The 18770-nt window shown below is 62.6% G+C and carries 16 protein-coding genes; 11 read left to right on the forward strand and 5 right to left on the reverse strand.

Features of this window, described 5'->3' with window-relative positions; translation table 11 throughout:
• The first annotated feature begins 123 nt into the window (after positions 1-123).
• The 3 genes from AXG89_RS21735 (at position 124) to AXG89_RS21745 (ending at position 1439) form a co-directional block, all read left to right on the forward strand.
• Positions 124-396: a BrnT family toxin gene (locus AXG89_RS21735; protein WP_062172367.1), complete on the forward strand. Its 273-nt coding sequence runs from the start codon at positions 124-126 to the stop codon at positions 394-396.
• Positions 383-688: a BrnA antitoxin family protein gene (locus AXG89_RS21740; RefSeq protein ID WP_062172368.1), complete on the forward strand. Its 306-nt coding sequence runs from the start codon at positions 383-385 to the stop codon at positions 686-688. The genes AXG89_RS21735 and AXG89_RS21740 overlap by 14 nt, the downstream gene beginning before the upstream one ends.
• A 178-nt stretch (positions 689-866) precedes the next feature.
• Positions 867-1439, forward strand: a complete 573-nt coding sequence (locus AXG89_RS21745; protein ID WP_062172369.1) for a hypothetical protein — start codon at positions 867-869, stop codon at positions 1437-1439.
• A gap of 13 nt (positions 1440-1452) precedes the next feature.
• On the opposite strand, the gene AXG89_RS21750 is transcribed toward AXG89_RS21745, so the two are convergent.
• The gene (locus AXG89_RS21750; RefSeq protein ID WP_062172370.1) at positions 1453-1821 is read right to left on the reverse strand and encodes a hypothetical protein; all 369 of its coding nucleotides are present in this window, start codon (positions 1819-1821) and stop codon (positions 1453-1455) included.
• A gap of 389 nt (positions 1822-2210) precedes the next feature.
• Between AXG89_RS21750 and mprF the strand changes: the two genes are divergently transcribed.
• Entirely contained in the window at positions 2211-4805 is a 2595-nt protein-coding gene (gene mprF, locus AXG89_RS21755) for a bifunctional lysylphosphatidylglycerol flippase/synthetase MprF (protein WP_062172371.1), read from the forward strand.
• Entirely contained in the window at positions 4802-6055 is a 1254-nt protein-coding gene (locus tag AXG89_RS21760) for a virulence factor family protein (RefSeq protein ID WP_062172372.1), read from the forward strand. The genes mprF and AXG89_RS21760 overlap by 4 nt, the downstream gene beginning before the upstream one ends.
• 7 nt (positions 6056-6062) lie before the next feature.
• On the opposite strand, the gene AXG89_RS21765 is transcribed toward AXG89_RS21760, so the two are convergent.
• Positions 6063-6578: a DUF1993 domain-containing protein gene (locus AXG89_RS21765; protein ID WP_062172373.1), complete on the reverse strand. Its 516-nt coding sequence runs from the start codon at positions 6576-6578 to the stop codon at positions 6063-6065.
• Between the two features lie 225 nt (positions 6579-6803).
• Between AXG89_RS21765 and AXG89_RS21770 the strand changes: the two genes are divergently transcribed.
• Together AXG89_RS21770 and AXG89_RS21775 are read left to right on the forward strand one after the other, a co-directional pair.
• Entirely contained in the window at positions 6804-8267 is a 1464-nt protein-coding gene (locus AXG89_RS21770; protein ID WP_062002643.1) for a M20 family metallopeptidase, read from the forward strand.
• Between the two features lie 117 nt (positions 8268-8384).
• Entirely contained in the window at positions 8385-9479 is a 1095-nt protein-coding gene (locus AXG89_RS21775; RefSeq protein ID WP_062172374.1) for a malate/lactate/ureidoglycolate dehydrogenase, read from the forward strand.
• A 68-nt stretch (positions 9480-9547) separates the two neighbouring features.
• Here AXG89_RS21775 and AXG89_RS21780 read toward each other — a convergent pair whose 3' ends face one another.
• Positions 9548-10444 (reverse strand): NAD-dependent epimerase/dehydratase family protein, encoded by an 897-nt coding sequence (locus AXG89_RS21780; protein WP_062172375.1) that lies wholly within the window; start codon positions 10442-10444, stop codon positions 9548-9550.
• Between the two features lie 114 nt (positions 10445-10558).
• Between AXG89_RS21780 and AXG89_RS21785 the strand changes: the two genes are divergently transcribed.
• From AXG89_RS21785 to AXG89_RS21795, 3 genes are all read left to right on the forward strand, one after another.
• On the forward strand, positions 10559-11443 hold the full coding sequence (locus AXG89_RS21785) for a LysR family transcriptional regulator (RefSeq protein WP_062172376.1): 885 nt from the start codon (positions 10559-10561) through the stop codon (positions 11441-11443).
• A gap of 51 nt (positions 11444-11494) precedes the next feature.
• Positions 11495-11878, forward strand: a complete 384-nt coding sequence (locus AXG89_RS21790; protein WP_062172377.1) for a RidA family protein — start codon at positions 11495-11497, stop codon at positions 11876-11878.
• 83 nt (positions 11879-11961) lie between these two features.
• Positions 11962-13416, forward strand: a complete 1455-nt coding sequence (locus tag AXG89_RS21795; RefSeq protein WP_062172643.1) for an HdeD family acid-resistance protein — start codon at positions 11962-11964, stop codon at positions 13414-13416.
• A gap of 25 nt (positions 13417-13441) precedes the next feature.
• Here AXG89_RS21795 and AXG89_RS21800 read toward each other — a convergent pair whose 3' ends face one another.
• Positions 13442-15130, reverse strand: coding sequence for an acid phosphatase (locus AXG89_RS21800; protein ID WP_062172378.1), 1689 nt, complete (start codon positions 15128-15130; stop codon positions 13442-13444).
• 293 nt (positions 15131-15423) lie between these two features.
• On the reverse strand, positions 15424-16245 hold the full coding sequence (locus AXG89_RS21805; protein WP_062172379.1) for a sulfite exporter TauE/SafE family protein: 822 nt from the start codon (positions 16243-16245) through the stop codon (positions 15424-15426).
• A gap of 183 nt (positions 16246-16428) precedes the next feature.
• Here AXG89_RS21805 and AXG89_RS21810 point away from each other — a divergent pair, with 183 nt between their 5' ends.
• A complete protein-coding gene (locus AXG89_RS21810; protein WP_082771523.1) occupies positions 16429-18765 on the forward strand; it encodes an amylo-alpha-1,6-glucosidase in 2337 nt (778 codons plus the stop codon).
• Positions 18766-18770 lie beyond the last annotated feature (5 nt).

Below are 18770 nucleotides of genomic sequence, written 5' to 3' on the forward strand. Positions count from 1 at the left end.
GTACAGTTGGCCTGCAAGTTATAGAGAACCGTTCCGCACATCGTGGAACGGTTTTTTTTTGCCATCGCGCGGCGCACGCATCGGCAACAACCTTGTCTTTCAGACTTTTTGCATCTACAATAAATGAAACAGTACGTGATGTTTGATTTGGAAAAGGACGCGTCGAATCAGCGCAAGCATGGATTGTCGCTAGCCGACGCCGCGGGCCTCGACTGGAATGCTCTGCGTATTCAAGCGGATACGCGGCGGGACTATCGCGAAGAGCGGCTTGTCGGGTACGGGCCGCTGGAGAGCCGTCTTCACTGCGTGGTATTCACGCCGCGCGACGGCGCCATTCGAGTCATCAGCCTTCGCCGGGCGAACAACAGGGAGATCAAGGACCATGAGCAAAGTTAAATTGATCCGGAATACGCCGGAAGAAGAGGCTGCAATCAATCGCGGTATCGCCGCCGATCCCGACACGTATGAATTGTCGGCTGAGGAATTCAAGGCGCTGCGCCCGTTTCCCGAATACATGGCAGAACGCCGCATGGGGCGGCCGCCAAAAGAGCATCCGAAGGAGCAGGTCAGCGTCCGTTACGACGCGGATGTGATCGCAGCGTTTCGCGCAACGGGCGATGGCTGGCAGACGCGCATGAACAACGCGCTGCGGGTTTATCTGAGCGAGCATCCGTTGAAGATCGCTTGAGCCAGCCCGCCGTCGTGCGGGTCTGACCGTCAGGGCCGTTCCGGGTCATCAACCGGAGCGGCCCTTGTTTTTTCGGCACCGCTCGCCTCAGGACCGCGTCAAAACCCGGCACAATCTCCGCCGCCGTCTCAAAATGTTAAGGTAGGGTCCGGTTTATTTTGAGACGGACAGCTAAAGCGTGATTTTCAACATTCATTTCAAATTTGCGGGCGTACGTGCATCTGGCGCCTTTCTCGCCGCATCGATACTTCTCCTGAACGCCTGTGCGCCCGTTCCTCCCGCCGAAAACGCCGCAACCGCGCTCCCCAGCGCGGCCTCGGCGCCAGTCGTCGCGGCTCAATCCAAACCGCAGTCGCGTAATCGTTCCGCCGAGGCGATCGCAGCCGGGGCGTCGGGCGCGCCGGGCGTCCAACGCATCGATGTCGGCGGCCCCAGCGGTTACAAGACCGAGGTTTCGATCACGCCGCCCAAGCAGGTCTGCGATCTCGACGCGTTTGCCGATGGCGTCGAGTATGGCTACGCGTACACGTGGAACCGCCTGCTCATGGAGCAACTGCGCGACTCGGGCAAACCCGCGACGCCGCCGAAAGCCCAGTTCGATCCTGCTGGCATCCGTCTGCAGGACGAGCAATACAAGATTGTCTGGAACGGCGACCAGCGCGTGAATGCGTGCGCGTCCGACGGGTACCTGATCGGACGGATCGTCGGCACGCACCAGGCTTATGTCGATATGAAGGGCGGCGCGAGCTGAGCGCGAGGGCCGGTCAGTCGCACTTGTGGGCATCGGCCACGTACACCGCTGCGCCCACGATATCGCCGTAAATCGTATAGCCCGCGCCGTTCGCCGAGGGTTCTGCGTCGATCAGCAGCAGGGTCTCGCCTTTGGCGCCATGCACGGTGATGACGTCGCCGTCGGCATTGGGCGTGTATTCGCCCGTCTTAAGCGGCCGCGCGGCCCAATGTGCCTTCACGCATGCGGCAAATGGCAGCACGGCGAGATGCGACGTCCCGGAACCCACCGGCACGGTCTTCACGAGCGAATCGTATTGCGTCACGCAGCCGCCCAGGGCGAGCGCCGTCACAGCGGCGGTAACGGTCAAGGCAAGAGCGGCAGCAAGGCGTGGCGTTTTCATTCGGTAGAACCTTTTTTATCGATGATAGATGCACCGTCGGGGCGTGCACTGGAGCCAAGATGCTACCCGCTCGGCCGATTCCTCGTAAAGAAAGCGCCCGGAAAGCGCCGGAAACCGCTGGGCAAACCGCTTGGCAAACCGCGCTTGCCACGCGATAACGGAACCCGCTGCGGATAAAAAGCATAGAATCGCCGACTTTTCTTAAGTCCAGTCAACCATCGCCGATATACAGGCGTTGCTAACCGTAACGTTCCGTTCAGGTTTATGAAACCTGGGAGCGCGGGGAAGAGCGACAACGGTCCGGCGCGCAGCCGATCAGAACCAAGAACCAACAAGAACGCTACATGGCCGCAAGGCTGGAAAGCGTTGGAGCAAGTCCGGTAATTCGCATGTCTCGCAGAAATGTCGTTCGTTCAGTTCTTCAGCCGGAATCGCTGCTCCGTTTAACACGGTCGTGGCGGTTGCAGCGTTTCACCGCCCCGGTCCTTGCGCTCGTCGTGTGCGCGCTGCTGCTGGTGGTTTTTCAGCACTTGTCGCACGCGGTCAACTATAAGACGGTCGTTCACCAGCTTCTCGCGCTCTCCTTCGAGGCGTGGGCCGGTGCGCTCCTTGCCACCGCGCTGAGCTACGCGGCGCTGGTCGGCCGCGATGCCGTAGGCCTCCGGTACCTCGACGCCAAAGTGCCGCATTCCGTGCTGTGGGTCGGCGCAACGGTCGCGTCGGCGCTTGGCAACGCAACCGGTTTCGGCGCGCTGACAGGCGGCGCCGTGCGTTGCCGCGTGTACGGCGTGTCAGGCATCACGCCGGCGCAGGTCGGCCGCCTGACGGTATTCACCAGCGTCACGCTGGCGCTGGCGCTCGCGCTGATGACGGCGATCGGCATGGTGTGCGCGGCGGATACGCTCGCGGCCATGCTGCACGCTTCGCCGGAACTGCTCCGGTTCAGCGGCGCCGCGATCCTGGCCGTTTTTGCGGTGATGATCGCGCTGTGCGGCAAATCATCGCGAACGCTGCAGTCGCGCTGGAAGTGGCTGGCCGTCACCGTTCCGTCGCGCCGCGACCTGGTTGCCCAACTCATTCTTGCCGCCCTCGATGTCTGCGCCGCCGCGCTCGCGCTCTGGGCCGTGCTGCCGCATGCGCAGGTCGGTTTCGGCGAATTCCTGACGGTGTTCTCGGCTGCCATGCTGCTGGGTCTGATCGGCCATACGCCCGGCGGCGTAGGCGTGTTCGAGGCGGCGATGGTCTTCGCGCTCGGCGGCAGCGTCAATACGCCGGCCATGCTGGCCGCGCTCCTTGCCTATCGCGCGATCTACTTCGGCCTGCCGCTGATCGTGGCGACCGCCGTGCTGGCCGGTTTCGAAGGCCGCGCGCTGAAGGGCAGGTTCACGTTCCTCAATCCATCGAATGTGTCGCAGCTCGCGCCCTTGTTCCTGAGCGTGGTGACGTTCGTGGTGGGCGGCATGCTCGTGATTTCGGGCGCGACGCCCGCGTTCGGCAAGCGCATCGCGGTGCTGCAGGCCGTGTTGCCGTTATGGGTGCTGGAAAGCTCGCAACTGCTCGGAAGCGTGCTGGGCGTGGTGCTGTTGTTTGTCGCGCGCGGGCTGCTGCGCCGGCTCGACGCCGCATGGTGGCTCGCAATCACGCTCGCGGTGGCCAACCTGGCGCTGTCGCTGGCGAAGGGGCTGGCGTTTGTCGAGACCGGCGTGCTCGCGCTGCTGATCGTGCTGCTGCTGTCCACGCGCGACCGCTTCAACCGGCGTTCGTCGCTGCTCTCGGAGCGCTTCACGGCGAGCTGGCTGGTGTCGGTGGGGATCGTGATCGTGCTGGCGGTCTGGATCATGTTGTTCGCCTTCCGCGATATCAACTACAGCCGCGATCTCTGGTGGCAATTCGCCTTCGATGAACGCGCCCCCCGCGCCTTGCGCGCCACGCTGGCGGCGGGCCTGTTTGCAGCGCTCTTCGCCGTTTGGCAATTGTTGCGTCCAGCCGCCGGCCGTTTCGAAAAACCCGCGGCGCAGGATCTCCTCGATGCCGCCCGCATTTTCCGCGCACAGGAACGCAGCGACGCCGGCCTCGCGATGATGGGCGACAAGAGTTTCCTCTTCTCTTCATCGCGCGAAGCCTTCCTGATGTACGCAAAGCACGGCCGCACCTGGGCGGCGCTTCATGATCCGGTCGGCCCGCGCCGCGAATGGGCGGAACTGATCCGCCGTTTCGTTGAAATGGCGCACGCGCATGGCGGCCGCGCCGCGTTTTACCAGGTTCGCGCGGACGCCCTGCCGCTTTATCTCGATGCCGGTCTCACCCTGATGAAGCTCGGCGAGGAAGCGCACGTCGTGCTGGAAGATTTCGACTTGAAGGGCTCGCATCGCGCGCATTTGCGTTATGCGTTAAAGCGTGGCGAGCGCGATGGTTTCGATGTCGAAGTCATCGATTCCGCACAGGTGCCGTACGCCATGCCCATGCTGCGCGAAGTGTCCGATGCCTGGCTGAACGGCCGCGAAGCACGTGAGAAAAGCTTTTCGGTCGCGGCGTTCAACGACGATTACCTCGCGGCGCAATCCGTGTTGCTCGTTCGCCAGCAAGGCAAGCCGGTGGCGTTCGTCACGTTCATGACCACCGACATGAATACGGAAGCCACGGTCGGCGTGATGCGCCACGTGCCCGATGCATCGCCGTATGCAATGGAATATCTCTTCACCAAGCTTGCGCTGCATTTGAAGCAGGCCGGTTACCAGACGCTGAGTCTTGGCATCGCGCCGCTGTCCGGCATGCAGCCGACGCCGCTTGCCTCGCCATGGCACCGGCTCGCCGGTCTCGTCTGGCGTTTTGGCGGACGTTTCTACAATTTCCGGGGCTTGCGCGGTTTCAAGAGCAAGTTCCAGCCGCGCTGGGAGCCGCGTTATCTCGCGGCATCCGGCTCGGTGGGCGTGTTTTTCACGCTTGCAGATCTCTCGTTGCTGGCGGGAGGCTGGCGTTCATGAATTTTTTCAGCAAGATTGCGTTTGTTTCATTGTTTGCTGTTTCAGCGGCCCATGCCGCCACGATTCCCGGCGGCCGTTACGGCGATGTGCAGTTCACGAAACCTGCTGGTCCGATGCGCGGTTTTATCGTGCTCTTCTCCGATAAAACCTGGACCCCCGCCGACACCCAGACCGCCGATGCGCTCGCCAAAAACGGCGCGATGGTCGTAGGCGTCGACACCACGCGTTACGCCGCGAAGCTGCCGTCGGAGAAAGAAAGCTGCCACAACCTCGTCGGCGATGCCGAAGCGCTCAGCCATCAGCTCGAACGCGAAGTGCAGTCGGACCGTTACTTCGCGCCGATCCTGATGGGTTCCGGCCAGGGCGGCGTACTCGCCACGAAGATCCTGTCGCAGGCGCCGGACAACACGGTCGCGGGCGCGCTCGCGCTGAATCCCGACGCGCAGCTCGACTCGCGTTTCAATCTGTGCCCGCCCGATCCGACCATCACGCACGCGAAAGGCCTGCCCGGTTTCTTCGATAAAACCACGCAACCCGCCGCCACATCGAAAGCCGATGCGTTGCTGGCGCTCGCCGTGCCGCACCTGAAGATCGAGCCGATGCACGACGAAGACGTGTCCGATCTGCCGCTGGTCGAGCTGCCCGCGGCCCATCCGACGAACCTGCTTGCCATCGTGATTTCCGGCGACGGCGGCTGGCGCGATCTCGATAAAACCGTCGCGGAATCATTGCAGAAGGATGGGGTATCGGTGATTGGCATCGACAGCTTGCGGTATTTCTGGAGCGCGAAAACGCCCGAGCAGACCGCGCACGATCTGGCACGCGTGATCCAGGCGTACAGCGCCCGCTGGCATTCGGAGCACGTCGCGCTGATTGGCTACTCGTTCGGCGCGGACGTGATGCCGTTCGCCTACAACCGTCTGCCCGACGCGGTGCGCGCGAAGGTATCGATGGTTTCGCTCATGGGCTTTGCACCCGATGCCGATTTCCAGATCCGGGTGACCGGCTGGCTTGGCATGCCCGCAAGCAAGGACGCGTTCAAGGTGCGCCCGGAACTGGCGAAACTGCCGCCGGGAATCGTGCAGTGCATCTACGGCGAGGCCGAGGAAGACACGTTATGCCCGGCGCTGACCAGGACGGGCATCGAAGTGATCAAGACGAGTGGCGATCACCATTTCGGCGGCGACTACGCCGTGCTCGCGCGACGTGTTCTGACGAGCTGGCAGAAACAGATCGCCGCGCGAACCTGAAGTCCGGTCAGGCGGATTGCATCGCGCCCAGGTAATCGAGTTTCCCGACCGGCACGCCGAGCTGGCGCAGGATGTCGTACGCGGTAACCACGTGGAAATAAAAGTTTGGCAGCGCGAATAAAAACAAGTAGTCGCTGCCGCTGAACGTTATTTCACCAGCGCGTTGCTTCAGCGTGACCTCGCGCGTTTCGCTGCCTTCGAGCGTCGATTGATCGACGGTTTTCAGATACGCCAACGTTTTCGTCAAGCGTTCACGCAACTCGGCGAAGGTCGTTTCGGTATCGTCGAAACTCGGCGCTTCGACGCCTGAAAGACGAACTGCCGAAAGCTTCGATGTATCGCTTGCGCGCTGGATCTGTCCGGTGAACGGCAGCATGTCTTCGATCAACCGGGTCGACGTGATGTCGGTGTCTCCCAGTCCTTTCTCTTTCGCGTGGGTTTCGGCTTTGGCGATCAGTGAAACGAGTACGTCGAGACCGCGGATGAATACAGGAATGCTTGCGCGATACATGGATACGGACATGGCGGTGTTCCTTTTTTGCTGAGTCCTGACTGGACGGGGCCTCAGCATACCGGGACGCGACGTGTAGCGCTTTTTCGACTGATCGCGCCTGATTGTGCCCGATTTTGCTGGAAGCGGTCCCATTGATATCAGCGTTCGATTCGCTTTCGTTCCACGGGCAATTCCGCGCCCGAAGCGCCGCCAATCCCGGCTATCATTCGTTTTTAAACGGCCGGGACGCCCGTCATGATCTCAGACGACCTTACACAAGAAACACAGCGCATCGACCGTGACGCTTTGCGTGAATTCATCGACCGCAAGTGGGATGACGAGATCCTGCCCGCGCTGACCGATTACATCGCGGTGCCTGCAAAGAGCCCCATGTTCGATCTCGACTGGATGAAGAACGGTTTCATCGAGCGTGTGATTACGGATGCCGCGCAATGGGCCGAACGTCAGCCGGTGCGTGGCCTGAAAGTCGAAATAATCCGCTTGCCCGATCGCACACCCGTGATCTTTTTCGAGGCGCCGGCCACGCGTTCGAACAGCCGCGACACCATCGTGCTCTACGGCCATCTCGACAAGCAACCCGAGTTCGACGGCTGGCGCCGCGACCTGGGCCCATGGTCGCCCAAGTTCGAAGACGGCAAGCTGTACGGCCGCGGCGGCGCGGACGACGGTTACGCAACGTACTCATCCATCAGCGCCATCGCCGCGCTCGATGCACAAGGCATCGAACGGCCGCGTTGCGTCGGCATCATCGAAACGTGTGAAGAATCGGGTAGCTACGATCTGCTGCCATACGTTGACGCGCTGCGCGATCGGCTCGGAGAAGTCAGCCTCGTCGTCTGCCTTGATTCGGGCGCGGGCAATTATGATCAGTTATGGCTCACCACGTCGCTGCGCGGCCTGGTTGCGGGTGACCTGGAAGTACAAGTGCTTGACGAAGGCATCCACTCCGGCACGAACGGCGGCATTGCGCCGTCGACGTTCCGGATCATGCGCCGGTTGCTTGAACGGCTCGAGGATTCGAGCACGGGCAATCTGCTGCCGAAGGGGTTTCATTGCGATATCCCGTCGCGGCGTTTGACGGAAGCCGAAGCGACGGCAAAAATTCTCGGCGACGATGTCTGGAAGAAGTTGCCCTGGACCTGCGGCCAGAACGGCGGCACGGTATTGCCCGTCACCACCGATCCGCGTCAGGCGCTGCTCGACTCCACCTGGCGGCCGTCGCTGGCGGTGACCGGGGCGGCGGGCTTGCCATCGCTGATTGATGCCGGAAATGTCCTGCGCCCGCGCACCGCGTTCAAGCTCTCGCTGCGTTTGCCGCCGCTGGTCGAGGCAACTACGGCGCTCGCCGAACTCAAGTCCTTGCTCGAAGCCGATCCGCCTTACAACGCGAAGGTCACGTTCAAGGCCGAGCGCGGCGAAGCGACGGGCTGGAGCGCACCGGACCTCGCGCCGTGGCTCGACGAAGCATTGAACGACGCATCGCGCAGGCATTTTGGCGCAGACGTCGCATTCCTCGGACAGGGCGGCACCATTCCGCTGATGAGCACGTTGCAGGCGGGTTTTCCACGTTCGCAGTTCATGGTGTGCGGCGTGCTGGGACCAAGATCGAATGCGCACGGCCCGAATGAATTCCTGCACGTGCCGTTCGCCAAAAAACTCACGGCGACGGTCGCCGAAGTGATTGCCGCAACGCCTTGAAGACTTGTCATCGATAATGAAAAGGCGCGCAGCTTCCAGCGCGCCTTTTCGTTTTTTATGGCCAGGCACACCATCGAATTTGTTGTGCAGCACTTTCGTGTCAGGAGACGCATTCGCATGAACACTGAAAACACGCCCGAAGCACGGATTCCCCGCGATACCTTGCACGCCTATGTGAGCGCGATCTGGACGCATGCCGGCAGCACGCCGCGTGAAGCGCAACTGGTTGCCGATCACCTCGTGATGGCGAACATGTCGGGTCACGATTCCCATGGCGTCGGCATGATCCCGCGCTACATGGCCTCACTCGGCGACGGCCAACTGAAGCTCAACACGCACGCCGAAATCGTCCGTGACGCCGGCGCGGTGCTGACTATCGACGGGAAGAAAGGGTTCGGGCAGGTCGTGGCGTTCGAGGCGATGGAACACGGCATCGAGCGCGCTCAAAAGCTCGGCGTGTGCGCGGTCGGCCTGCGCAATGCGCATCACATCGGGCGCATCGGGCATTGGGCCGAGCAATGCGCGGCGGCCGGGCTTGTATCGTTTCACTTCGTCAATGTGGCGGGCGATCCCTTGGTCGCGCCGTTTGGCGGTATCGATCGACGCTTCGGCACGAACCCGTTTTGCGCCGCGTTCCCGCGTGAAGGGCGCGAACCGCTCGTGCTGGATTTCGCGACCTCGGGCATTGCTTACGGCAAGACGCGCGTGGCGTACAACAAGGGCGTGCAGGTTGCGCCAGGACATCTGATCGACCATGCGGGCGTGCCGACCGTCGAACCGAAAGTCATGCATGAAGCACCGTTCGGGTCGTTGACGGCGATGGGCGCACACAAGGGCTACGGCCTCGCCGCGATGTGCGAGATTTTCGGCGGCGCGTTGTCGGGTGGCTACACGACGCATGAAAGCACGCTCGATACCACCAACGCAATCATCAACTGCATGACGTCGGTGATCGTCAATCCGAAGGCCTTCGATGCACCCGATGCCGAAGCCGAAGCGGACGCGTTCGTGGAATGGGTGAAAGCCTCGCCGCTTGCCGCGAATACGGACAGGATCATGGTTCCGGGCGAACCGGAACGCGCGCGGCGCGCGGAACTGGAAGTGAAGGGCGTGCCCGTCGATCCGACGACGTGGCAGCAGATCCATGACGCGGCGGTGAAGGCGGGAATGCCTGCCGCGGAAATCGATGGATATCTGAAGGCGCTGCGTTAGACGCTTTATCCGCATGTAAAAAAGCGGCCGGTTTCGCAACCGGCCGCGCTGTTTCAGGCAATAAGCGCTTACTTGAGCATCTCGTCGCGAATCCAGTCGGTCACCGACGTGCGCTTCGGCGTCCATCCGAGCAATCCACGCGCGTGCCTGCCACGAACCCGGCTGTTCGATCCCAGCCCGTACGACGCCATCTCGTAGCCCCATTCCTTCTTCGCCTCCTCGAGCGGCCAGTCTTGCGGTTCGCCCAGATTCAGCGCCTTGGCCATCGCCCTGGTCATTTCGTGGAACGCCGCTTCGCCGCTTTCGACGAAATAGAACGTGCCCGCCGGGCTCTTTTCCAGCGCGCGAGCATAGAGATCGGCGACATCGTCGATATGCACATTCGACCAGATATTGCGTCCCGGCCCGACATGCCGGACGATGCCGCTTTTCTGCGCCTGGGAAAGCAGGCGCGGCAACTGGACGCTTTTCGCGGTTTTCATGGCGCCGTGACCGTAGATCAGCGTGTTGCACAGCACCGAGGCGCGCACGCCACGGGTGGCTGCGTCGAGCACGAGGTTGTCGATGGCTACGCGCGCCGCTTTATCGGCGGTCGGTTCCGGCAGCGTGTCCTCGTGGTAGATCGCAGCCGAGCCTTCGCCGCCGGAAGCGTCGCCGACGATGCTCGATCCGCTCGTATGCAGCAACGGCTTGTCCGATCCCGCCAGCCCTTCGATCAACGCTTCCACCGCTCCGCGATGGTCGCTGTTCGCGGCGTTGATGACGCCATCGGCGGCCCTGGCTTCGGCAATCAGCAGATCGCGGTCATCGAGCGTGCCGATCACAGGCTCCACGCCCAGTTGCTTCAGTTCGGCCGCCTGGTCGGCGCGGCGGATCAGCCCGCGAACCTGATGTCCGTTGCGCGCGAGGTGCGCTGCGATCGTTCCGCCGATAAACCCGCTTGCGCCCGTCACAAATACCTTCATGTCCATTCTCCTTTGATGATTCCTGAATCAATGGACCTAGTATCGCTCGGTTCTACTTTCGCAAAAACGATGTTAGTCTCAAATCAATCTTGACTATGCATCAACAATCGCACGATGAAAACCACCACCGAAGAATTGCTCGCTTTCGTGACCGTGATCGACGCCGGTTCGATCACGGCCGCCGCGGAAGCTTTGCAGCAAACGGTTTCGGGTGTCAGCCGCGCGCTCACCCGGCTCGAAACCAAGCTCGATTCCACGCTGATTCGCCGCACCACGCGCCGGCTCCAGCTTACTGACGAAGGCGAACTCTTCCTTGTGCGCGCCCGGGCCATCCTCGCCGCAATGGAAGACGCCGAGGAATCCATCGCCCGGCAGCGCGAACGGCCGGCGGGGCGCTTGCGGGTGGACGCGGCGTCGCCGTTCATGCTCCATTGCATCGTCCCGCACGTGCAGGCGTTCGCTGCGGCTTATCCCGAAATCGTCCTGGAATTGAGCAGCAACGAGCGGTTTGTCGACTTGATGGAGCAACGCGTGGATATTGCGATCCGGATCGGCGCGCTGCAGGATTCCACGCTGCACGCGCGCTCGCTCGGCAGCAGCCGGTTGCGGATACTCGCGAGTCCTGGATATCTTGCCGAGCACGGCGAGCCGCGAACGGTGGCGGAGTTGAAGGGACATCGGCTGATCGGATTTACCGCGCCCGAGAGCCTGAACGACTGGCCTTTGCTCAGTGACGACGTCCGCTTCAGGATCGTGCCGGACATTGCGGCGTCGAGCGGGGAAACCATGCGCCAGCTTGCTCTCGCCGACGGCGGTATCGTATGTCTCGCGTCCTACATGACCCACGCCGATGTCGCGGGCGGGCGCCTTCGGACCGTCATGGACAGCGCGTGGCTCGACGTCAGGCAACCGGTCAGCGCGGTGTTTTACCAGAGCGCGTCGATGGCCGGACGCGCCAAGGCCTTCCTCGATTTTCTTGCGGGACGGTTGGTGCTGTGAGCAGGTGGTCGTATGCTGCCGTCTGACCTTTCTTGATATTTGAGTCTATTCATGCCTATCGAACGAATCAACGCACCGGGCCTTCCGGTTCCCGCCGGCCATTACAGCCATGCCACGCGCGCCGGCAATCTCATCTGCGTTTCCGGCCAGTTGCCGATGCGCCCCGACGGCACGCATACCGGCGACTTGCCGTTCGAAGAGCAGGCGCGGCAAACGCTCGAAAACGTCAGCACGGTGCTGGCCGCGGCCGGCGCGGGTCTGCAGGATGTGATCGAGGTGACTGTCTATCTGGTCGGCGTGGATCACTGGAAGGCGTTCAACGAGATCTACGCGAGCCACTTCGGCGAGTGGAAACCGGCTCGGGCAGTGGTGCCGGTCGGCGCGCTGCATTATGGATATCTGATCGAGATCGCGGCGCGCGCCTGGGTTGAATAGCCGGCAGTGAGTTGGCGCCGCGCGGTATCGCTTTTATCATGGCCGGGTTGTATCAATCACGCGGGTCCATCGAGGGTGACGTCATGATCCAACTCGTGTTGCTGCTGCTGGGCGTCGACTACTTGCGCCGCCGATGGATCACGCTGGCAGTGGCCGGCGGCATCTGGCTCGTGATCGGCGTGCTCGTTTTCATCGATGCCCTCGATGGCGTCCTCTACTTTCCCATTCACTTTTTCGCGTGGCTGTTGCTGATCGAGGGCATCGCAACGCTTGCCGCGGCGGGTACGGGCGTTGGCGGCCAGCGAACACTGCGTTACGTGAAGGGTGCGGCTTTCGTGCTGGCGGCGCTGCTGATCATGGCGGGTCATCATCACGGCAACTTCGTGTTGTCGATGATCTTCGGCACCTTGTTTCTCGCCGATGGCCTGCTGCAATCCGTCTCGGCAGTCGTTGTCCGTTACAGCCGATGGAGGATGGTGCTGGCGCTGGCGATCATCGAAATCCTGCTTGCTGTCTTCTTTTTCCAGCCGTATCCGACGCATTACGTGGGCACGGCACCTTATGCGATCGGGCTTGGACTTGCGTTCGGCGGCTGGAACATGCTGCTGATCGCGTTTCGCGTGCGTCGCATGGAAAGCCTGCCTCCCGAAACCAAAAAGACGCTGGCCTTGTCCGATGACGTCATTACCGATCCTGCCATGGCCGAGAAATCGGCAGCCGCGAAAGCCGTGGCGAGTGCGAGTGCCACCGAAGCCGATGCCCCGTTCGAATGGGATGGCCCGCCCGCCGCCGATGAAAAAGCCCTTACTGTGCACGTCTGGACGCCGGTCGGCTCTGCGCGGGCGCAGGCAAACCGGCGGCTGATCGTGGACCGCTACATTGCCGCCGTCGATGCCAACGGCGTCATTTCCACCGGCCACGCGGCGCTGGAATCGCCGGAAGGCATTTATATCAGCCTGTATCCGGGGGTCGAGATCGATCGCTCGCCCGACGAGTTTGGCCGCATCCTCCGTGCGACGCGCGAGAACAACGTGCCTGGCGTGTTCCAGCCGGACTACCCGACGGAGTCGACGGCTTGGTGCGAATCCACGACACGCGTGCGTATCCGGAACTATCGACCGGAGCGGCTGAACGCGTTCTGGGAGAAGTATCGGGAGGACCCGACTTACAACCTGACTTACCGCAATTGTTCCAGTACCGTCTCCAATGCGCTGGAGGCCGCACTGGAAGGGACGGTAGGAACCTTTCATGGCCGTGATACCGGCTGGCGTTCGTTCCTGCGCCTGCTGGTCACGCCCGAACTCTGGGTCGCGGCGCAGATCCGCAAGCGCGCCGCGACAATGGCGTGGACGCCCGGCCTCACGCTCGATTACGCGCGGGCGTTGAGCATGCTCGCCGATCCGCGCCCGTTCAGCTATCTCAAGATGACACGTCTCGCCGTGCGCAAGATGCTGCGCTCACGGCGTCAGTGGCGACAAGAAACATCCGACGCCGCGGATGCCCGGGCAGGGCGCATGGACGGCACGCGGGCTTCGTAGTGGCTTGTCCGGGGCTTAAGCCGCATCAAGCCAGATCGAGCGCCGCAGTCAGATCACCCAGCGGCGCTTCACCATTTGCCACAAACGCCCGGTCCCTCGCGACCACTCCCTCAAGCGGCACCAGGCCATGCACGCGGGTGATGAAGCGCAAGATCGAGTTCGTGTCGTAGACCGTATGGTCGACCAGACCTTTCCTTGCAAACGGCGCGATCACGAGCGCCGGAATGCGCGATCCGGGGCCCCACCGGTCGCCCTTCGGCGGCGCCACATGATCCCACCAGCCGCCGTTTTCATCGTGCGTGATGATGACGACTGTGTTGTCCCACTGCGGCCCGCGCTGAATCCGCTCCACGATATTCGACAGATGCCGGTCGCCCGATTCCACGTCGGCATAACCCGCATGCATGTTCAGGTTGCCCTGCGGCTTGTAGAACGCCACGGGCGGCAGCCGGCCTGCATCGATATCCGCGATGAACTTGTTCGTTGAAGCATCCTCGCCCACGCCGGCGTCGCGCAAGTGCTGGGTGCGTGCAAGCGTGCCCGGTGCGAAGCTGCTGAAATAGTTGAATGGCTGGTGGTGATACTGGAAGTCGGGAAGCATGCCGGTGTCGCGATGCGTGAGCGCGAACTCCCACGCGCCGCCATACCACGCCCAGTCCACCCCTTTGTCCGACAAGCGGTCGCCGATCGTCGCGTAGGTCTGCGGCGGCAACACCTTGTGATTCGAGGGATCGGCGAGCGTCGGATCGCCGCCTTCCGCGGGCCTGACGTTGCTCGGCTGATAGGGCGGCGCCATGGTGTTGACCGCGTAGCCGTCGGCCGTGAGCGCGCCGTCGTTCACATACGAGGGTGGTCCGTCGAGCGCCGAGGCCGGCGAGTCGGGCGCGAGTTTGAGCCGCGTACCTAGCGGATCGTCACCGTCGAGCACGGACAGCAGCTTTTTCGCCGGCCCGTTGTGCGCATCGGGATATCGCGGCGCCTGACCCGAAATCAGGAAGATGTGATTGAGCCAGGAGCCGCCGAAAGCCGCCATGAAGAAGTTATCGCAGAGCACGTTCTGCTGCGCGATGCTCCAGAGTTTCAGCGACTTCGCCGAGTTGCGGTAATGCCCCATCACCAGGCCACCTGAATCACCCCAGGCAGCGAACTGGTTGTTGCGCCCGGCATTGATCTGCATCTGGTTTTGATAGAAACGATGTACGAGGTCACGCGTGATGACGCCGTTGGGCAACGGCTGGCCTTCGGTATCGACGAGATGAAAGGGTCCGTTGGCAATACCGTCGATCTGCTTTTCCGAGATCATGTAGCGTTTGCCGTCCACTTCCTGCGCCTGCGGCACGAGACCACCCCAGATTTTGGGCAGCACCGGCATAGGCGTGCGTCCGTCGCGGTCGAGCTGCACATAGCGAGACGCGCGCACGGCTTCGAGCGGATATTTCACGCCCGGATAATTGCCCCACAGATTGCTGAAACTGCGATTCTCGGCGTAAATCACCACGATATGCCGGACTTTTGCCTGCAGCGTGCGGTCGAGCGCGAGATCGGCAGCGGTCCTGGGCGTGCCCGTGCGGGAATCGAGGAGATCGCAGGCGCTCAGCGACAATCCGCCCAGGCCGGCGAGGCCCATGCCAGCGACCAGCAGGCGGCGGCGAAATGGATCCTGGGGCAGGTCGGAAGTGGGTTGCTCGTCACGCGGATCGTCAGTCTGGCTCATGCACAGGCTCCTTCTTGGTTCTCGACAGGGCGCACCTTCGCGGTGCCCCGGCTCGGTCGTGCGAAAGAATAGTGTCGAATTTTCAGAGTCAAAGCAACGCAGGCGCGCTGCTCCTCACATTTCGTCTCCTGAATCGTGCACGTATCCGCCGATCTCCGACAGTCGGCCAAATGGCATATGACGTGAAAACGAGATCGCGACAGCGAAAATGATCTCGTTCATAGCTCATATGCCATTCGGCCGACTGGAAAGCGTCACGTCTCGCGACTACTATCGATCGAACTACCCGGTTTTCAGCTGAACACGAGCTTCATGCCGACCAGGACGAGCGTCGCGGCCAGGACGTTACGCAGCAAGACTTCGGGCGCTCGGGCGGACAGCAGGCTGCCAATGACGATGCCCGGCAGGGAGCCAACCAGCAGGGAAACCAGCAGCGACCAGTCAACCGAGCCGAGCAGCCAGTGACCCGTGCCGGCAATCAGCGTGAGCGGCACCGCGTGCGCAATGTCCGAGCCCACGATTCGCGCCGTGGCGAGGCGAGGGTAAAGCAGCAAAAGCACCGTGACGCCGATCGCGCCGGCGCCCACGGAGGTGATCGACACCAGCACGCCGAGGACGGCGCCCGTCAGTACCGTCCAGCCGATGGTGCGCTTTTCGCGGCCCGCTGCGCCCGAGTCACCGCCGCGAGCTTCGCGGGCCATGCCGGTCTTGTAGGCGAAGCGTGCGAGTTGCGGGCGGAACACGAGCGACAGGGCGGTGATCAGGAGCGCGTAACCCAGTACTAGCTGGATGACCCGCGCGGCTGCCGGCGTGTTCAGGCCGTACCGGTGGAGCAGGAACAGCGTGATGGCAGCAGCGGGAATACTTCCTGCCGCAAGCCGTCCCGTGATGCGCCAGTCCACGGAACCTTTCAATCCATGGACCAGCGTGCCGGCGGACTTGGTCGCGGCTGCATAAAGCAAGTCGGTGCCGACCGCCGTGGCAGGATGAATGCCGAACAGCAGCACGAGCAGCGGGGTCATCAGCGATCCGCCGCCAACGCCGGTAAGTCCGACCAGAAAGCCGACGGCGAGGCCAGAAGCCGAATAAAGTAGATCGATATGTGGGAAAGACATGCAGCTTGGAGAACCGGTTGGGTGAGCGTCGGTCGAAAAACGGTCGATGATAGCGGGTCCGCCGCGTGCACGCCTCCGGTCCCGGCAAATTGATTCGCAGGCTCCGGCCGTACAATCCGCCAACGGTGGCCGATATGGCCGGGCAAGCCGAGTGTCCAGGCAACTCTTTTTCAGGAAGGTGTAATGGAAACGAAGGAACAACAGCAGGCAAATCAGTCGCTTGACGACCAGAAGGCCGCTGCCGCTGGCCGTAGCCCCGCGCACGACGACCTTCCCGATCCGGTGCGCAGCACGGTCGGTGTGCGCGAAGTTGCTCCCACCACGCCCCTCGCGGTGACTGACGGCGCATTTATCGCAACAGAACACTCGAATTATGCGAATGAGCGTCAGTTCGTGCTCAAGGCGGGCAATACGTTTGTAGTGAACGACGCCAACGGCGACATTCGTGGCAACGACGATGGCCTCTTCGTCAACGATACCCGCGTGCTGTCGCAGCTTCGCCTGACCTTCGGCGGCCGCGCGCCGTCGCTGCTGTCGGGGAGCGTATCCAGCGACAACGCCGTTTTTACCGCGCACATGACCAATCGGCCGCTGCCCCCCATCGGTGGTGCGACCACGCCGGAAGGGGTGCTTCACATCGAGCGCCGGCGCGTGCTGTCGCGGCACGTGCTGCACGAAGCCATTGTATTGACCAATTACGGCACGGAACCAGCGACGGTGCCGCTGTCCATCGACTTTGCGGCCGACTTTCACGACATGTTCGAGGTCCGCGGTTCCACGCGTCCCAAACGCGGGGAAATGCGCGAGCCGTGCATCGAAGACGGAGAAGTGGTACTTCGCTACACGGGTCTCGATGAAGTCGAGCGGACCGCGCGCATCCAGTTCTCCCCCGCGCCGCATTCGCTGACAGTCAGCCGAGCCGATTACGCGTTGCGAATCCAGCCGGAAACGGCCATGTCGATTTACCTGTCGGTAACGGCGCTCACGCATGCGTTGAGCGATGCGAGCGCGGAAAGCAAGAAGATCGCCGAGGAAGGTGCGGAATGCGCGCCGGAATCGGGCCGCCCGGCGATTCGTGAGGCACTGGTCGATGCTCACAGGCGCATGCGCGACAGACGCCGCTCGGTCGCGCGGGTGCGTTCGAGCAATCCGCTCTTCAGCGAGTGGATCGACCGGTCGCTGGCCGACCTAGGATTGCTTACCACCGACCTCGAAACGGGACCGTATCCGTATGCGGGGATTCCATGGTTCTCGACCGCGTTCGGTCGTGACGCAATCATCACGTCGCTGCAGATGTTGTGGCTGGATCCGTCGCTTGCGCGCGGCGTGCTGCGCTTTCTCGCAGCCAACCAGGCGCGTGAGGACTCGGCTTTTCGCGATGCCGAAGTCGGCAAGATCATGCACGAGACCCGCAACAGCGAAATGGCTGCGACCGGCGAGGTGCCATTTGCAATGTATTACGGCGGCGTGGACAGCACGCCGCTCTTCGTTGCGTTGGCCGGGGCTTATGCGGAGCGAACGGGCGATACGGCGCTTATCGACGAATTGTGGCCTTCGCTGCAACTGGCGGCAAAGTGGATCGCAGGTCATTGCGACAAGAACGAATACGGCTTGCTGAGCTACCAGCGCGCGACGGAACACGGGCTCGCCAACCAGGGTTGGAAGGACAGTCACGACTCGGTGTTTCACGCAGACGGCAGCTTCCCGATCGGCCCGATTTCGCTCATCGAAGTGCAGGGCTATGCATCGACGGCATTTGCAACCATGGCCCGTTTCGCGCGGCAACGCGGCATGCCGGATGACGCGGCGTCCTTCGACAAACGCGCACAGCACATTCGTGAGCGCGTGGAGACCATGTTCTGGATGCCCGAGTCGGAGTTCTACGGCATTGCGCTCGACGGCAAGGGCGAGCTGTGCAAGGTGTTGTCGTCGAACGCGGGGCACTTGCTGGCGTTTGACCTGGTCGAGCGCAGCCGGGGGGAGGCCGTGGCGCGGCAACTGGAATCGACCTTGTTCCACACCGGCTGGGGCGTTCGTACGCTCGCTGCCGGCCAGCCGCGATTCAACCCCATGTCGTATCACAACGGTTCAGTCTGGCCGCACGACACCGCCATGTGCGCTCGCGGACTCGCTCGATACGGCGACCGCAGCGGCGCAGTACGCCTGCTGCAGGCGCTGTTCGAATCCGCCGTCACCTTCGACATGCGCCTGCCCGAGCTGTTCTGCGGTTTCACGCGGCAACGCGGCGAGCGTCCTATCGGCTATCCGGTTGCGTGCCTGCCGCAAGCATGGGCGGCAGGTTCGCCGTTCATGATCCTCGAAGCGTGCCTGGGAATCGCCATCGATGCCGAGCGAGGCGAAGTGCGTATCGACCGGCCGCAACTGCCGGATGGTATTGACTGGCTCGAGATCGGCGAGTTGCGTGTCGGCGAAAAGACCGTATCGATCACCTTCCGGCGTGTGGGCGGGCAGATCGTGCCGTCGGTGGAAGGCGACGTTCGCGTGGTCGCCGTTCTCTGAATCGC

Origin of the sequence: Burkholderia sp. PAMC 26561 (assembly GCF_001557535.2) — a bacterium.
In the GTDB taxonomy this organism is placed as follows: domain Bacteria; phylum Pseudomonadota; class Gammaproteobacteria; order Burkholderiales; family Burkholderiaceae; genus Caballeronia.

Excerpts from the sequence above, each read along its gene's own strand:
- AXG89_RS21735 (WP_062172367.1), top strand. The coding sequence starts at position 124 with ATGAAACAGTACGTGATGTTTGATTTGGAAAAGGACGCGTCGAATCAG.
- AXG89_RS21740 (WP_062172368.1), top strand. The coding sequence starts at position 383 with ATGAGCAAAGTTAAATTGATCCGGAATACGCCGGAAGAAGAGGCTGCA.
- AXG89_RS21750 (WP_062172370.1), bottom strand. The coding sequence starts at position 1,821 with ATGAAAACGCCACGCCTTGCTGCCGCTCTTGCCTTGACCGTTACCGCC.
- mprF (WP_062172371.1), top strand. The coding sequence starts at position 2,211 with ATGTCTCGCAGAAATGTCGTTCGTTCAGTTCTTCAGCCGGAATCGCTG.
- AXG89_RS21760 (WP_062172372.1), top strand. The coding sequence starts at position 4,802 with ATGAATTTTTTCAGCAAGATTGCGTTTGTTTCATTGTTTGCTGTTTCA.
- AXG89_RS21765 (WP_062172373.1), bottom strand. The coding sequence starts at position 6,578 with ATGTCCGTATCCATGTATCGCGCAAGCATTCCTGTATTCATCCGCGGT.
- AXG89_RS21770 (WP_062002643.1), top strand. The coding sequence starts at position 6,804 with ATGATCTCAGACGACCTTACACAAGAAACACAGCGCATCGACCGTGAC.
- AXG89_RS21775 (WP_062172374.1), top strand. The coding sequence starts at position 8,385 with ATGAACACTGAAAACACGCCCGAAGCACGGATTCCCCGCGATACCTTG.
- AXG89_RS21780 (WP_062172375.1), bottom strand. The coding sequence starts at position 10,444 with ATGAAGGTATTTGTGACGGGCGCAAGCGGGTTTATCGGCGGAACGATC.
- AXG89_RS21785 (WP_062172376.1), top strand. The coding sequence starts at position 10,559 with ATGAAAACCACCACCGAAGAATTGCTCGCTTTCGTGACCGTGATCGAC.
- AXG89_RS21790 (WP_062172377.1), top strand. The coding sequence starts at position 11,495 with ATGCCTATCGAACGAATCAACGCACCGGGCCTTCCGGTTCCCGCCGGC.
- AXG89_RS21795 (WP_062172643.1), top strand. The coding sequence starts at position 11,962 with ATGATCCAACTCGTGTTGCTGCTGCTGGGCGTCGACTACTTGCGCCGC.
- AXG89_RS21800 (WP_062172378.1), bottom strand. The coding sequence starts at position 15,130 with ATGAGCCAGACTGACGATCCGCGTGACGAGCAACCCACTTCCGACCTG.
- AXG89_RS21805 (WP_062172379.1), bottom strand. The coding sequence starts at position 16,245 with ATGTCTTTCCCACATATCGATCTACTTTATTCGGCTTCTGGCCTCGCC.
- AXG89_RS21810 (WP_082771523.1), top strand. The coding sequence starts at position 16,429 with ATGGAAACGAAGGAACAACAGCAGGCAAATCAGTCGCTTGACGACCAG.